The 13430-nt window shown below is 56.7% G+C and carries 20 protein-coding genes and 4 pseudogenes; 15 read left to right on the top strand and 9 right to left on the bottom strand.

The features are described 5' to 3' along the window. Window positions 1-18: 18 nt before the first annotated feature. Together J4859_RS06240 and J4859_RS06235 are read right to left on the bottom strand one after the other, a co-directional pair. Window positions 19-312, bottom strand: a complete 294-nt coding sequence (locus J4859_RS06240; RefSeq protein ID WP_212334297.1) for a hypothetical protein — start codon at window positions 310-312, stop codon at window positions 19-21. Between the two features lie 923 nt (window positions 313-1235). Next, window positions 1236-1520, bottom strand: a complete 285-nt coding sequence (locus J4859_RS06235) for a LysR family transcriptional regulator (protein ID WP_256436835.1) — start codon at window positions 1518-1520, stop codon at window positions 1236-1238. 364 nt (window positions 1521-1884) lie between these two features. Here J4859_RS06235 and J4859_RS16850 point away from each other — a divergent pair, with 364 nt between their 5' ends. From J4859_RS16850 to J4859_RS06220, 4 genes and pseudogenes are all read left to right on the top strand, one after another. Next, window positions 1885-2013 (top strand): hypothetical protein, encoded by a 129-nt coding sequence (locus tag J4859_RS16850; protein WP_256436834.1) that lies wholly within the window; start codon window positions 1885-1887, stop codon window positions 2011-2013. 333 nt (window positions 2014-2346) lie between these two features. Then, a pseudogene (locus tag J4859_RS06230) lies at window positions 2347-2709 on the top strand (transposase); the annotation flags it as partial. A gap of 89 nt (window positions 2710-2798) precedes the next feature. Further along, entirely contained in the window at window positions 2799-3047 is a 249-nt protein-coding gene (locus J4859_RS06225) for a transposase (protein WP_212334288.1), read from the top strand. Window positions 3048-3056: 9 nt separating this feature from the next. Beyond that, complete coding sequence (locus J4859_RS06220; RefSeq protein ID WP_212334286.1) at window positions 3057-3203, top strand: hypothetical protein; 147 nt, start codon at window positions 3057-3059, stop codon at window positions 3201-3203. Between the two features lie 413 nt (window positions 3204-3616). Here J4859_RS06220 and J4859_RS06215 read toward each other — a convergent pair whose 3' ends face one another. Further along, the gene (locus J4859_RS06215; protein WP_212334285.1) at window positions 3617-3877 is read right to left on the bottom strand and encodes a hypothetical protein; all 261 of its coding nucleotides are present in this window, start codon (window positions 3875-3877) and stop codon (window positions 3617-3619) included. A 143-nt stretch (window positions 3878-4020) separates the two neighbouring features. Then, window positions 4021-4143 (bottom strand): hypothetical protein, encoded by a 123-nt coding sequence (locus J4859_RS16845; RefSeq protein WP_256436833.1) that lies wholly within the window; start codon window positions 4141-4143, stop codon window positions 4021-4023. Window positions 4144-4869: 726 nt separating this feature from the next. Between J4859_RS16845 and J4859_RS06210 the strand changes: the two genes are divergently transcribed. Beyond that, the gene (locus J4859_RS06210) at window positions 4870-5199 is read left to right on the top strand and encodes a nucleoside deaminase (RefSeq protein WP_371812198.1); all 330 of its coding nucleotides are present in this window, start codon (window positions 4870-4872) and stop codon (window positions 5197-5199) included. Between the two features lie 126 nt (window positions 5200-5325). On the opposite strand, the gene J4859_RS06205 is transcribed toward J4859_RS06210, so the two are convergent. Beyond that, window positions 5326-6612, bottom strand: a complete 1287-nt coding sequence (locus J4859_RS06205) for a class I SAM-dependent rRNA methyltransferase (RefSeq protein ID WP_212334283.1) — start codon at window positions 6610-6612, stop codon at window positions 5326-5328. 77 nt (window positions 6613-6689) lie between these two features. Then, window positions 6690-7584 (bottom strand): annotated as a pseudogene (locus tag J4859_RS06200) (homoserine O-succinyltransferase). Window positions 7585-8078: 494 nt separating this feature from the next. On the opposite strand from J4859_RS06200, the gene J4859_RS16840 reads away from it, so the two are divergent. From J4859_RS16840 to J4859_RS06155, 10 genes and pseudogenes are all read left to right on the top strand, one after another. Continuing rightward, window positions 8079-8618, top strand: a complete 540-nt coding sequence (locus J4859_RS16840) for an AMP-binding protein (protein WP_212334275.1) — start codon at window positions 8079-8081, stop codon at window positions 8616-8618. Window positions 8619-8643: 25 nt separating this feature from the next. Continuing rightward, window positions 8644-9303, top strand: coding sequence for a class I adenylate-forming enzyme family protein (locus J4859_RS16835; protein WP_212334273.1), 660 nt, complete (start codon window positions 8644-8646; stop codon window positions 9301-9303). Continuing rightward, window positions 9278-9331 (top strand): annotated as a pseudogene (locus J4859_RS16165) (hypothetical protein); the annotation flags it as partial. The gene J4859_RS16835 and the pseudogene J4859_RS16165, both read left to right, overlap by 26 nt. Before the next feature lie 22 nt (window positions 9332-9353). Continuing rightward, complete coding sequence (locus J4859_RS16160) at window positions 9354-9518, top strand: hypothetical protein (RefSeq protein ID WP_249113862.1); 165 nt, start codon at window positions 9354-9356, stop codon at window positions 9516-9518. A gap of 141 nt (window positions 9519-9659) precedes the next feature. Further along, entirely contained in the window at window positions 9660-9812 is a 153-nt protein-coding gene (locus J4859_RS06180) for a hypothetical protein (RefSeq protein WP_212334269.1), read from the top strand. A 30-nt stretch (window positions 9813-9842) separates the two neighbouring features. Then, window positions 9843-10088, top strand: coding sequence for a hypothetical protein (locus J4859_RS06175; RefSeq protein WP_212334267.1), 246 nt, complete (start codon window positions 9843-9845; stop codon window positions 10086-10088). Then, a complete protein-coding gene (locus tag J4859_RS06170) occupies window positions 10045-10641 on the top strand; it encodes a hypothetical protein (RefSeq protein ID WP_212334265.1) in 597 nt (198 codons plus the stop codon). Before J4859_RS06175 ends, J4859_RS06170 begins: the two co-directional genes overlap by 44 nt. A 96-nt stretch (window positions 10642-10737) precedes the next feature. Beyond that, window positions 10738-11082: pseudogene (locus J4859_RS06165) on the top strand (hypothetical protein); the annotation flags it as partial. Continuing rightward, entirely contained in the window at window positions 11083-11205 is a 123-nt protein-coding gene (locus J4859_RS17605; RefSeq protein WP_212335161.1) for a 4Fe-4S binding protein, read from the top strand. It begins immediately after the preceding pseudogene. Window positions 11206-11321: 116 nt separating this feature from the next. Next, the gene (locus J4859_RS06155; RefSeq protein ID WP_371812232.1) at window positions 11322-11642 is read left to right on the top strand and encodes a 2-oxoacid:acceptor oxidoreductase family protein; all 321 of its coding nucleotides are present in this window, start codon (window positions 11322-11324) and stop codon (window positions 11640-11642) included. A gap of 411 nt (window positions 11643-12053) precedes the next feature. Here J4859_RS06155 and J4859_RS06150 read toward each other — a convergent pair whose 3' ends face one another. The 3 genes from J4859_RS06150 to J4859_RS06140 all read right to left on the bottom strand — a co-directional run bounded on the left by J4859_RS06150 (window position 12054) and on the right by J4859_RS06140 (window position 13430). Beyond that, window positions 12054-12344 carry a Txe/YoeB family addiction module toxin gene (locus J4859_RS06150; protein ID WP_249113776.1) on the bottom strand — a complete coding sequence of 97 codons (291 nt, stop codon included), beginning with the start codon at window positions 12342-12344 and terminating at the stop codon, window positions 12054-12056. Continuing rightward, window positions 12313-12582 carry a type II toxin-antitoxin system RelB/DinJ family antitoxin gene (locus tag J4859_RS06145; RefSeq protein WP_212334252.1) on the bottom strand — a complete coding sequence of 90 codons (270 nt, stop codon included), beginning with the start codon at window positions 12580-12582 and terminating at the stop codon, window positions 12313-12315. The genes J4859_RS06150 and J4859_RS06145 overlap by 32 nt, the downstream gene beginning before the upstream one ends. A gap of 560 nt (window positions 12583-13142) precedes the next feature. Then, window positions 13143-13430 (bottom strand): transposase, encoded by a 288-nt coding sequence (locus tag J4859_RS06140; protein ID WP_212330117.1) that lies wholly within the window; start codon window positions 13428-13430, stop codon window positions 13143-13145.

The following is a 13430-nucleotide window of genomic DNA, read 5'->3' as shown; positions in this document are numbered from 1 at the left end:
CGAAAACAGGTTGCAACACTACTGTTCGATCGCCTCGCCACCGATATCATGCTCAGAGAAATAAAAGTCAATGTAGGACCTGAGCATTGCAAGGTAGCGCTGCGCTAACGGCGTCAAAGGCAGATACGCCTGGTGGATGTAGCCGATCTCCGTGGTCCCGCCCGGAATAAACGGCACCGCTACAATATTTCCCCCATCTAGATCTGCACTCAGAATCCCCGAGGAGATCGCGTAACCAGAGAGCCCGATCAGCAGATTGAAGAGGTTTGCCCAGTCGCTCACGATGATCGCCTTCTCAACCGGCTCAGTCACATGAGGCTCCTCCGCAAAGGAGAAGGAGTTTTTGATGCCCTGATCGTAGATGAATCGGGGAAGGCAAAGACATATCCCAAGATTGTCAGAAAGCTACATTGCGACAAGTCGACCATAGCTTGTAAGTCTGCAGCAAGCTCATGCAACCGGGAAGTATCCGATATGCGATACAGAGGCATCTGTTGCACAGGGGCGCTGCAACAGATGCAGGCAGTGAAGTCTCAAAGAGCTTCTATGCCTGTGTGCAGGACAAGACTGTCAACTGTCAGCTATCACCACAACAGATCACAGGAAGGCCCACACTAAAGAAGGGATCATCTCCTGTAGCCTGTGCCACGCTCTGCAGAGCTATCAGTGATCGCACACTTAAAGATAGCTTGGTCTTATACGTATCGAGTTCCCCACGATATCGCCGACAGACCCGATAAGGCAGATGAGCGCTTTAAGGATCAAAGACTGAGAAGGCAGATAGCACACTGTGGGGAAAGATAAGGGCCTCACACTTGTCAGCAGGAAGCACAAGATACCTAAGCGCTACCTCTTGCACAGACACATACAGCACGAGCTGTAACTAAGACAGGAAAGCTTGCTGTATCTGGTTGTCCTGTCAAGACCAGCACACCAAAGAAAGACAAAGAGATCTGCACAGCACAGAGATGTCACACAGACACTGAAAGCTAAGTTTCTCTTCTGCCTGCCTTATCACCTGTGGCAAAAAGCGAGCGTTGAAAAACACTCATGGCCCTATCTAAGAGTACCTCCCAAAGTGTACAAGCTTTCCTGATACCACCTTATCTGAAGTCAGACAGCTCTATACGAATGCTACCAACCTAAGACCGAATAGATGCCTCGCTAACAAGACACCCTGAGAAGTCTTTCACTTTCAGACGTTGCAGTTGATAGGGGAATTCGAGGCGGGAATGTCAGTACTCTTTGACCAGAACTACAAAGGTATTCACGACAAAGGCGTAGCGCTGTGCAGACACTGCAAAGACCCGACACAGCGGCTTTGCCCCAGGCTGGTACTGTCTCTCCAACAGGACCACGAGCTCCACCACCTGCCGGCCATAGGAGAGAAACCGAGTCCCCTCTTCAGTCAGGGTGACGCTGCGCTGGGAGCGTTCAAAGATCGCAGTACCCATCTCTGCTTCCAGCTCAACCACTGCCTTAGAAAGTGAAGACTGCACCACATAGAGATGGGCCGCCACGCCGACATGAAACCGACGCTAGCAATCTCTATCACTAGCGAAGCTGCTGAAGGGTCATCCCATCCTCCTATACACTTCACCCCGAGAAACTCCGGTAAGAAAATCGATATTGTGGGCTCTTCGGTAGTTTGTGTGGGTAGCCCGCCATGGCTTTGCGCAGCTCGCATGCAGAAAACACGCAGTCTCAAGACGAACAGCCCCGCGAGGGGCCGTTCGGCGCTGTTTTCCCGCAGTATTTCACTTCGTCAAATGCATCCGATCCGACGGGAGGACCGCGCATGGGAACGATTCTGCGTTACGTCCTGTCGCTTGTGAAGACTGTCGTGGTGGGGGCCGCGATAAGGGGGACTCGATAGTCGTGCGGGTGAGGCCGCACAGGCGCGAGCAGCTGAGGTGCCCGGTGTGTGGGCACCGCTGCAGCTGCCACGACCACGTGCCGGCGAGGCGGTGGAGGGCGATGGAGCTCGCCTCCTCGAGGTGCTACCTTAAGTAGCGCCCCGCACGCGTGAGCTGCCCCGAGCACGCAGTGCTCGTCGAGTGCGTGCCATGGGCAAGGGCGGCATCGAGGTTCACCCGTGACTTTAAGGACTAGGTGGCGTGCCTTGCTGTTCACAGCCCGATCTTATGGACTGCAAGGCTGGCCAGGATCGAGTGGAAGAGCGTGGGCGGCATCTGCAGACGGGTGTAGGAGGAGATCGAGGCTGCACGCGGACAGGGCCACATCGACGGCCTGAGGCGCAAAGGCATAAGACGAGACGAGCTACAAGAAGGGCCACAGATACCTCACGGCCGTTGTCGACCATGATCGGGATGCCTCGTTTGGGCACAGGAGGGATACAACAAGGAGGTGCTGTCGCTTTTCCTGGACGGGCTCACGCGCGAGCAGAAAAGCTCGATCGAGGTCGTCACGGCAGACGCAGCGAGGTGGATAGAAGAGCTGGTCAGGAAGCGCTGCTCCAATGCAAGATGGGTCATGGACCCCTTCCATGTGGTCGAATGGATAAACGATGCGCTCGACCAGGTGAGGCGCGACGAATGGCAGACAGCGCACCAGGCAGACAGGCAGGCGAGGGCCGCAAAGGCCCAGGGCGCAGCACGTGCCGGGAAGCTCAGGGAGCGTGCACGCAGCCTCTCGGCGGAGGCCTTTCGCATCAAGGGGAGCAGCTATGCGCTCGCGAAGAACCCTTAAGGACCTGAGCGCGCGGCAGAGGGAGCGGCTCTTAGAGCTGAAGCGCGCAGAGGGCCATCTTGCACGTGCATGGACGCTCAAGGAGGATCTTGAGAGCTGTCTTCCGCGCAAAGGATGCGCATAAGGCACAAGGGCTGCTCGATGCCTGGCTGAAGGCCACCGCATACTGCAGGATCGCGCCCGTCGTCGCAGTCGAGAAGAAGGTGAGGCGCAGGCGTGCCGACGTGATAGCCGCCGTGAATCTCGGAACCGGCAACGGGCGCGTCGAGAGCATCAACAACAAGATCAAGGTCACCATAGCCAGCGGATATGGATTCTGCAACGCCGACAACCTCTGAGCGCTGATCATGCTGCACTGCTTCGACGAGCAGCCTGCGCTGCCCTGGGAGGGCAGGGCGGAGGAGAAGCGGAAGAGGGACGAGCGCAAGCGGAAGGACCGGGAACGCGACAGGAAGAGGAGCAAGGAGAGGGCAGACAAGGCGAAGGCTGCCTAGCCGAGCTCCGGGCCACACAAACTACCGAAGACTCAGAAATGATGATGTGATGGCAGCTTTGTATTCAAGACTCGGTCCCTCACGGTTCATGGATGCTCCTATCTACTGGGGATAGCATCGTAGAGAATCATAGCATACGATAGCTACGATGCGCTTTATCGTAGCTATCGTATGCCTACGAAACCGAGATTCGTATGAATGTGGAGAAAGACAGTACAGGGCATTTACTGCTGCGTGGCGATCCTAGGGAAACGATGATTAATGCCCCATAACGTGTCAGAGAGGACCGACCACACGACTTTTCTAGGCCGGCATGCAGGAAAGGCAGGGAAAGATACTCATCCAGCACGTGCAGAAGCCGCTATCCTTACATTTGTCCTGTCCCATGCACCGCAAGAAGGCTCCAAGACGGATCAAGCGACTCTGGGAGCCGGGAGGTGCAGCCTGCCGGCAAAAGATGCACATGGATAAGGTTTGCAAGGGCGAGAAAGACTTGAGTGTGCAGACATCTTCTCTATCCTTCTGTAGCGCTTCCTTAAGGGGTCGAAGCGCCGCTTCACGATAAGGAAGGGATGCTCTACCTTTAAGCGGCCGGATACCTTCCTGGACTCGATGCCTTTCTCGGAGAAGAGCGCACAGGCAAGGCCCTCTATGGTCGAAGGCTTCCTTAGCAACACTTTAGCGCATAGATGAGAGGTGTGGGTCTTTATGCGTCCTTAAGGGCGCTTCGCTATACCTATATAGCCTAAAGTCTGCGCAGCAGAACCTATCATCTTCCCTTACGAGTGTGTGTGCCACAGGATATGTCAGATACATTCTAGGCGATCGTCTCCACACCATGCACAAGGCCACCTGCGGTATCCACGCCGCTATGCGCCTTGTATCCGATACGCCAGGCTCCCCCTTTCTTGGACTGGTGCGCTTTAAGGGTCGCGTGCAAGGTCTTTGTTCTTCGTTAAGCTTAAGAGCCCAGGTGAAGGTCACATCCACCATGGAGCCGCCCCGCGCCGTGATCCCTGCCTTTTCGAGCTCTAAGTTCAGGCGTAAAGCACAAGCTTTGCCGAACTCCTCTCGCTTTAAGGCTATGGCACATCTTCGCGAGTGTCGTCGCATCTGGCACCTGTGCTTGCATGAGGTCTACGTGCACAGAAGCGCTGCCAGGAGTGGCAATCCAGGATAGCATCTTTAGGTTCTCTCGTCTTAAGAGAGCAAACATGACCTAAAGCAAGATACATCCTTAAGCTTCGTCTTTGCAGCGCGCACATGCCTGACACGCGCCTGTCAGTGGTAGCTGGTATCTACCAGTGCAATCCGGCTATCCCACACAACGATTACATCCATCCGCTCTAAGAGTGCCTCTTGCCTAGTCTTTCTCCTTTTACCTTAGGATTTAAGGTCTTGAAAGCTCATCTGGCTGCTCATATCTTCCTTTTGGATATACTGGAATGTGTGGATGTAGCTATACCATATCCAGAAGACAGATAGGCATCTATGTGGATATGGGCACTGTATGGTTCGAGACATTTTGAGCCGACGGCATACAGCGTGTGACCCCAGCGACCTCATCGAAGCGAATTAATCATCGTTTCCCTAGGCTTGGAATCATAGACAGGTGCCATACGGGTTCTGCATAGAGAGGATGGCATGGGGCTCCAAGGAGAAAGATGTGCGCGAGGCTGACAAGCGCTTCAGGGGCCGGCTGTGCTGCCGGGGGGGGTTCCGGCAGGGTGTCACCGTCGTCTGCGATGGAGAAGCTGTAGCTTCCGTACATAACCGCTGTGAGCTTGACCATGATCCCTCTGTCCATGCGGAGTTCTGTGCGATGGTAGAAGCGGTTGGAAAGCTCGGGTGCTGGTACCTTTCGGACTGCGTGGTCTATGTGACGCTTGAGTCCTGCCTCATGTGTGCAGGGCTTATGGTGAACTCTCGCATCGATCGCTGCGTCTATGGGGTATCGGACCCCAAAGCGGGGCTCCGGGAACGCTCTTTGATGTGAGTCACGATCTGCGCTTGAACCATGAGTTCGAGGCCACGCCAGGGGTCTTGGCAGATGAGTCGGCTGCACTTCCCAAGGAGTTCTTCCAGACCAGGCGTGCTGTTAGGAAGGCAGAAAAGCGTGCAGCTACACGACCTGTAACGTCAGGAAGTCCAGATAGTGGGTGTCCGGCATCCCCCAGAGAATCGGATGGTCCGGAGCCTGCTGTCTGAGCTCGATCTGCTTGAGCTGCACATTCGCATTGCGCGCTGCTTCAGCAACTGCCTCTTCCAAGAGCCTTGTTGTCATGAACCTCGAGCATGAGCAGGTGGCAAGGTATCCTCCGCGGGGAAGGAGGCGCATGGCCCACTCGTTGATCTCGCGGTAGCCCTTCTTTGCGTGTGCCACGGCAGAGCGGCTCTTCGTGAAGGCAGGAGGATCAAGGATGATGAGGTCGAAGGGACCTCCCTCCTCCTTGAGGCGCGCCTTGCTCTTCACAAGCTCGGGCAGGTACTCCATGACGTTCGCGCAGGTGAAGTCCATTTTATCCTCGAGGTGGTTGAGCTTTGCATTCTCGCGGGCAAGCGAGATGGCAGTGTCGGAGATATCGATGCAGCGTACGAACTCTGCTCCTCCTGCTGCAGCATTGAGCCCGAAGGGGCCTACATGGCTGAAGCAGTCGAGGACACGCCTGCCCTGTGCGAGCTCCCTCACAGCCCTGCGGTTGTACTTTTGGTCGAGGAAGAAGCCGGTCTTCTGGCTGTTCTCTATATCGAGGTCGAAGAGAAGGCCGTTCTCCTGTGCTATGACCCGTGTGCTCTCGGGGGCAGGCTGTCCCGGCTCTGGCCACCAGCCCTTGTGGAGGCTGAGCCCCTCGAGCCTCCTTGCAGGAGAATCTGCACGCTCGTAGATGCCGCGGATCTTCTGACCATCAGAACGTACTACATCGAGGATGAGGGGGAAGAGCATCCCCTTCCTCATCTCCATGCCATACGTCCCCACCTGTGCCACGAGCACATCCTCGTAGCGGTCGACGATGAGGCCTGGGACTCCGTCAGCCTCGCTAAAGAGGATGCGGCAGCAGTTTGTGTCAGGCTCGACGCCTGGCAAGGACCTGCTCCCCATGACAGCTTTCCTGTGTTCCCAGGCCCAGAGGATGCGCCGCCTCCAGAAGTCCTCGTCGAAGTGGTCGTTCGCGTTCCTCGAAAGTACGCGTACGCGGATCTTGGACTCTTCGGAAAGAAGGCCAGCCCCTTGCCAGGTACCGTTCTCCTCGAAGAGGTCGACGATATCGCCATTTTTAACTGCACGCCCGTCAGTTGCGGGCTCGAGAGATTTGACCTCTCCCTCGAAGACCCAGAGATAGCCCTGGGAGAGCATGCGTGCGGCCTTTCTCGTGATATATGCCTTTGGATAGGGTCGTGCCTGTTTCATGGGGTGGTGCTCCTTATATACTTCAGATCAGCACTCGAACTTGTCCACGGTGCTGGTGGCGTGGGCGTGGAGCTGCTTTACAGTAGCGGGGTGTCCTTGAAGCGGTATGGCGTCATCTGGTAGACCCGGTTGAGCCAGTTCCAGTGGAGGAAGTTGGCATGGGCTTTCCAGGTGGGGCGTGGTTGGTAGGTAGGATCGCCTCCCGGGAAGTAGTTCACGGGCAGCTTGAGCGGCTTTCCTGCATTCGTATCACGCCAGTATACCCCTGCCGTATTCGAAGTGCCCCGTGAGGTAGATTTCGTGGAAGTCGAGCGTCGCAATGATTGCAGGTCCGCTCGTGATGCCCTCTGAGAGTACCTGGAGCTTGGGATGGAGCCTGAGCTCTACCTCGTCGAGCATCGCGTGCCGGGAGTACGGCATGTAGAGGAGCTCGTCGAAGCCGTTCGCCAGGAAGTTGTACTCGTCGCAGAGCCTCTGTGAGAAGACGCCGAAGAGCTTCTCCGGTAGATCGATTTCGTGGATGCCGTACTTGTACAGAGCTTTGTCATCGCGCCCCAGCAGAGACGCATCATCGAGAGCACAGGGGTATCTGCCCAGTCGAGTGAACTCTTGCCAGTAGTCCATATCTTCGAAGGGCATCTGCTCGACGGGTGTGCTTGTGGCGATAAGGCCATCGTAGTTGTTGGCCTTCAAGGTAGCGAACGTCTCATAGAACTTCACGAGGTGGTCTCTCGAGTGCGTAACCTCATGGCTTGAGACGCGCATGAAGTCGAGGCTTACCTGCAGAGGGGATTTCGAGATGAGGCGCAGGATCTGCGTCTCGGTCTCGATCGTTGTCGGCATAAGGTTCAGGGGCATGACACGAAGTGGGCGGATCTGCTGGGAGGCAGCCACTTCCTCTTCGAGGGCAAAGAAGTACTCGTTGTGCGGTATCTTCTTTGTAGGCAGGCCGTCAGGGATGTTGATAGGCATAGGTATCCCCAGATTTCTTTTTCAGGGATGTGCGGCAGCGCTCCATGCGCCCAAGGGGCTAGAAGCCCTGCATTCGGTAGAAGAGCGTCTTCGGGAAGCTTCCCATTGCGCGCATCCCTTCTGAAGTCCAATTGCGTATATGCGGCTAGCGTAACACGGATTGAAGGATGAGTTGGCGTTGAGGTACGGCAAGCCCACGTCAATGCTACAGCTCGGTTGCCGCTGGCCGCATCAAGGGATAGGCGGCTTCTTCAATACGCTACGCTGATGAAGTTTGGAGCTTGCGCTCCAAAGAGGCTGAAACGTCCATCGAGGGAGCGGAGCAGCTGTGACCGTCGTAGACATGTTGCGGCACAATGCCACGGCATACCTCAACGAGTGCGCTCTTGTCGAGGTGAATCCAGAGATGCAGAACGACCGCCAGGTCACGTGGCGCGAGTATGAGCTTGTAGAGACGACAGAGGACAGTCCGTACAGAAGAGACGACTTGGAAGGTGTCCGACGAGAAGTCGAACCGCCTCGCGAATCTCCTGCTCTCCTGTGGCGTCCACAAAGACGACAGAGTGGCCCTTCTGCTCTATAACCGCATCGAGTGGCTGCCGCTCTACTTTGGAATCCTCGAGACCGGCGCCACGGCCGTGCCGCTCAATTTCCACTGTGCCTCAGACGAGATCGAGTACTGCTTCGAAAAGTCGGATGCGACGATCCTTGTCTTCGGTCCCGAGTTCATGGGCAGGGCTGAGGCCATTGTGCCCAAGATCAAGAAGGGACGCTTTCTCTTCTATGTGGGAGACGACTGCCCGACCTGGGCAGAGAACTACTGGGAGCTTGCGGCGCTCTGTACCTCTACGAACCCCTTGATCCCGCTCTCGGAGGATGAGGATGCCACCATCTACTACTCCTCTGGCATGGCCGGCTTCCCGAAGGCGATCCTTCACCATCACCGCTCGCTCACGCAGGTAGCAGCGACGGAAACAGTGCGCCATAAGACCGTGCATGAGGACGTGTTCCTGTTTACCATGCCGGTGCCATGATGCATTATTGGTGGGAAGCCGTCTTGTGGGCGGCAAGGACGTGCTCCTTTGCGGCATATCGTCGGAGTCGACCCCCTCTTCCGAGAGTTGTGCGATTGTGTGGCTCCTCGTGCCCTGGGCACAGGACATACTTACTGCCACCGAGAAGTGGACGGTCACGCTCTCTGATTACCACCTCGATCAGTGGCACCCCATGCATATCGGCGCCCAGCCGGTGCCGAAGAACCTCATCAAGCGCTGGAAAGAGGTCTTCTTGAGCCACCAGTACGACACGAACTATGGCCTCTCAGAATCGACGGGTTCAAGATGTGTGCATCTGGGGCTCGGGAACATCGACCATGTGGGTGCTATCGGCATGCCCGGCTACCGCTGGGCGGACAAGATCGTGGACGAGAGCGGCTGCAAGGTAGAGCAGGGCGCTGTCGGCGAGCTCTGTGTCAAGGGTCTGGGCCTCATGGAGTGCTACTACAAGGACCCTGTCGCTACGGCGGAGGTGCTCCAGGATGAATGGCTCCATACCGGAGGACATGGCTCGTCAGGACGAGGACGGGTTCTACTGGCTTGTGGACCGCAAGAAGGATGCCATCATCACGGACGGAAAGAACCTCTATCTGGTCCAGATCGAGGACTTCATGTCAGGAGATCCGGATATCCAGGATGTGGCCGTGATAGGACTATCCGATAAGTGCCTGGGAGAGATTGCCTGCGCTGTCGTGGAGCTGAAGCCGGGCTCTCATGCCACGGAAGACGATATCAACAAGTTCTGTCGCGCACTACAGGCAGCCGCGCAGGATCATCTTCGCGGATGTGTCGCGCAATGCGACAAGCAAGATCGAGAAGTCGCTCCTTCGACACCGCTACGGCGCGCAGGGGCTTGTGGACTACGAGAACCAGTCTTAGAGGAGACAGGCGTCGCCGTGGGTGCAGTATACCCGTGCACGCCCTCGGCCGAGATGCCCGAGAACCTTGTGAAGAAGGATGGCCCACCTGCAAGTGGGCACCGAACGAGAAGGTAGCCTTGGAGGTCGCGATCGGCGTCCCATGGGAGGCGTGCACTCCTGCGCCGCGATGAAGCATGTGGGCTTGAACGTCGCTGCAGATCCCTTCATGTCCGTTGCGGACATGAGCGTGAATGGCGGCTTCGTGCTCTCTATGGCAGACGATCCTTTGTGCTACAGCTCGCAGAACGAGTAGGATCCGAGAAACTACGCTGCCTTCGCGCCCGTGCCATGCCTGGATCCTTCCGACTCCGAGGAGATGTATAACTTCGCGAAGGAGGCTTTCGATATCTCGGAGCGCCTCGATACTTCCGTGATGCACCATGAGATGTTGCGCATCGCCCACACGAGGACGATGGTCGAGGTGGAAGGCGAGTGCAAAGAGGTTGAACCTCGTACCTACGAGTCCCACCCGGAAAAAGTATGTCATGATGCCGGCCTTCGCCGTGAAGCGCCGCATCGCGATGGATAAGCGCGAGGATGCACTCGTGGCATGGGTCGAAGCGACGCCGCTCAACGGTGTCGAGATGCACGATCCCGAGATCGGTATCACCTGCGCCGGTGCTCTCTACAACAATGTAAGGGAGGTGCTGCCTGAAGCGTCCACACCGAAGTTCAGCGTCACCTGGCCTTTGCCGCCAAAGAAACTCTGCGACTTCGCCTTGTCCGTGAATAAGCTCTACGTCGTTGAGGAGACCTGCACCTACTTCGCAAACCACGTGAAGGTACTGGACATCGAGGTGTCTGTGCCGCCCCAGGGCCCGCTTCCGCGTGGTGGCGAGGTCCTGCCTGCCCACATCAAGGCCGCCTTCGGCATCGGCGAGCCGCCCCACCCTGCCCCTGCACAGGGGCTGCCCGCACCGCCTTGTGTACGTCGGTCTCCACAAGATGTGTGTCCTCGTCACAGGAGACATTGGCTGCTATATGCTCGGTACCGTCGCGCCCTACAAGGCTGTCGCTTCCGTCATCGATATGGGAGCATCGCTCTCAATGGCACACGGCATGGAGCTGGCTCGTTCTGGTAAGAGAACGAAGCACCCTGTCGTCGGCATCATCGTCGACTCGAAGTTTGCACACTCGGGCATCACGAGCTTGCCAGGCACGATCACGACGGCAAGGGGACGCTCTGCATCCTCGACAACAGGATGATGGCCATGACGGGAGTACGGGGAGATCCGTGCAACGGCGTCACGCTTTCCGAGCAGGCTCAAGGCGTCTCTCCGCTCTCTGTCTCCACGGCACAGTACCTCGATATCGAGGTACTGTGCCGTGCCATGGGGGCAGACGAGGTCGAGACCATCGATGCCCAGGATGCAGCAAGCATCAGGAAGGTACTGAGGACAGCGGTGAAGCATGAGGACAAGCTCTCCACGTTCGTATTCCGCTCGCCCTGCCACCTCATCGACCGCTCCACACACCCGCAGCATCATATCGTCGACTGCAGCAAGTGCGGGACCTGCATCTAGATAGACTGCCTGGTACTCGGCAGGGCTGAGGACGGCCCTGCCGTCATCGATCCGAATCAGTGCATCGGCTGCGGCCAGTGCATCCAGTCCTGCCCCTTCGGCTGCATCAAGGAAGGAGAGTAGCTATGCCGCACGCAACAGCATCCACAAAGAGCTCCTCTGTCGGGCTTGCCGGAAAGCAGATTGAGCTGGAAGGCACCCGCACCGTGCTTCTCGTCGGTGTCGGCGGCTAGGGCACGATCCTGGCTGGAAACATATTGGCCATGACAGCAGCAGAGGCTGACCTCGACGTGAAGATCTCCGAGATTCATGGCATGAGCCAGAGAGGCGGCTCCGTCTCCACGGTCATCCGCATGGGAAGCCATGTAGACTCGATGGTCGCAGATCCGGGTTACGCTGACGCAATAGTTGACTTCGAGGCAATAGAGGTACTTCGTGCCCAGCAGTACTTGAAAGAGGGCGGCACCGTGATCGTGAACGACGAGACAATTGTGCTGGTCTCTGTGGCCATCGGCGCGTTCAAGATGCTGGACGATGTGCTGGCGCCATCGCACGTGTAGCAGGGGGGTGTCCCTATAGTTCTGTCAAGCCGTAGCAGGTGACTTTTCTACATCTTCCGCCGGCGGCTCCACATACGGTACCCGGTCGCGCATCACCGCATAGATGACTCGGAGCCTCTTGCGAGCAACCGCCTTGAGCGCCTTGTCATGCCATGCGCTTATGCACCATGTCTCGACATAAGAAGAGCCCGACACATCGGGCTCTTCCAGGTGTGGGCCGAAGTCACACGCCACAATTGATACTAGTTTACCACGTCTGCATGTCGCCCCTAGTTGACAAGACGCTTGGTGCTGCCAGCGCCACGCTTTCGCAAATTTCCGGCTTCTGACTAACAGCTCAAGAAGGCGCCCAATACGGATTAGCTCGATAAGGTTTTATCTGGATACGAGATCATCGTAAAAATGATTTGCTTAGCGATCTCCGTAGTGCGAACGGCACTGGGCAATCTCAAGATTAGCGCCGACGACGCGATAGACCAGGCGGTTTTGTGAGTCGATGCGTCTTGACCAGAACCCAGAAAGATCGCCTCGTAGCTGTTCAGGCTTTCCTGTGCCCGAGGACACGCCATTGCGTTCGATATCCTTCACGAGAGCGTTTATCCGCCTGAGCGTCTTCTTGTCCTGCGTCTGCCACCATATGTAGTCATCCCAGGCTTCTGGGGCCCAGACTTTATTCAGCGCCATCGTCTGCTGCCAGTTCATGGACGATGCTGTGGCCTGCATCGAGGTCTGCCTTTGCCTGGCGAAGGTGTGCCTGGTTCTCATCCGAGTAGAAGGGATCTACCGATACCTCAAAAGGGATGCGGTGCTCACGTGCCACCTTTCTCGCATAGATCACGAACGCTGTGGTCATGCTCATGCCCAGATCACGGCAAGTCTCTTCCATACCCTTTTTGGTCTCTGGATCCATACGGATATTTACCATTACTGTAGACGCCATATTCTCACCCCCAAATAGAGCATAATGCTTTACATATGCTATAGTGTACCCATACAAATGCCAACATAGTGGTAATGTTGCTCTGTAGTTTGGCGTTAATCTCCGTGCTAAATTTCAGACTTCAGGCGAGCGGTTCCGGAGACCAGAAATTATCGGATCATCATCTATCCCAGGTGCATCCTGATTGAACTCTTTGCTGTCAGTGCGCCTGGAGCTCCCCCGCAACCCTTCTCTGAGCACCTGGAGCAACCCAGCGAAAAGGAGTTCAGGACAGCCTGCGCCACATGTAAGAAGTCGCCAGGGCCGACACCCGCATATTATCTTGCTGAAATCTCGGAAACTGGGTACGCTAGGGAAACGATGATCAATTCGGCTCGATGAGGCCAGCGGGGCTGCACGCTGTATGCCGCCGGCTTAAAATGTCTTGAACCACACAGTGCCCATACCCACATAGATGCCTATCTGCCTTCTGGATATGGTATAGCTACATCCACACATTCCAGCATATCCAAAAGGAAGAAAAAGGAGCCTTCGGTAGTTTCTATGGGAGGCAGTCCCGTCTAGGCGGCCCTCCTTCTCGCGCTTTTCCCTGACCTTTCCGGAAGCTGCGGCTTGCTGTCCGAGCACCTCAGCATGAGCAGCCCGATCAGGTTGTCCGCGTTGCGAAACCCATAGCCCATCTTGATTGTCACCTTGATCTTGTTGTTGATCGACTCGACGCGGCCGTTGCCGGTTCCGAGCTCAACCGCCGCGACCACGTCGGCCCTGCGCCTGCGCACCTTCTTCTCGACGGCGACGATGGGCTTGATCCTGCAGTACGCGGCGGCGCGCAGCCACGCGTCGAGCAA

The sequence above is a fragment of the Atopobium sp. oral taxon 416 genome, from assembly GCF_018128285.1.
Classification (GTDB): Bacteria; Actinomycetota; Coriobacteriia; order Coriobacteriales; family Atopobiaceae; genus Olsenella_L.
This window is presented reverse-complemented; position numbering and strand designations above follow the sequence as displayed.

Bases quoted from the DNA above. Each gene is read 5' to 3' on its own strand.
- J4859_RS06220 (WP_212334286.1), top strand. From the start codon at position 3,057: ATGCTGCACTGCTTCGACGAGCAGCCTGCGCTGCCCTGGGAGGGCAGG.
- J4859_RS06205 (WP_212334283.1), bottom strand. From the start codon at position 6,612: ATGAAACAGGCACGACCCTATCCAAAGGCATATATCACGAGAAAGGCC.
- J4859_RS16160 (WP_249113862.1), top strand. From the start codon at position 9,354: ATGCCACGGAAGACGATATCAACAAGTTCTGTCGCGCACTACAGGCAG.
- J4859_RS06180 (WP_212334269.1), top strand. From the start codon at position 9,660: ATGGGAGGCGTGCACTCCTGCGCCGCGATGAAGCATGTGGGCTTGAAC.
- J4859_RS06170 (WP_212334265.1), top strand. From the start codon at position 10,045: ATGATGCCGGCCTTCGCCGTGAAGCGCCGCATCGCGATGGATAAGCGC.
- J4859_RS06150 (WP_249113776.1), bottom strand. From the start codon at position 12,344: ATGAACTGGCAGCAGACGATGGCGCTGAATAAAGTCTGGGCCCCAGAA.
- J4859_RS06145 (WP_212334252.1), bottom strand. From the start codon at position 12,582: ATGGCGTCTACAGTAATGGTAAATATCCGTATGGATCCAGAGACCAAA.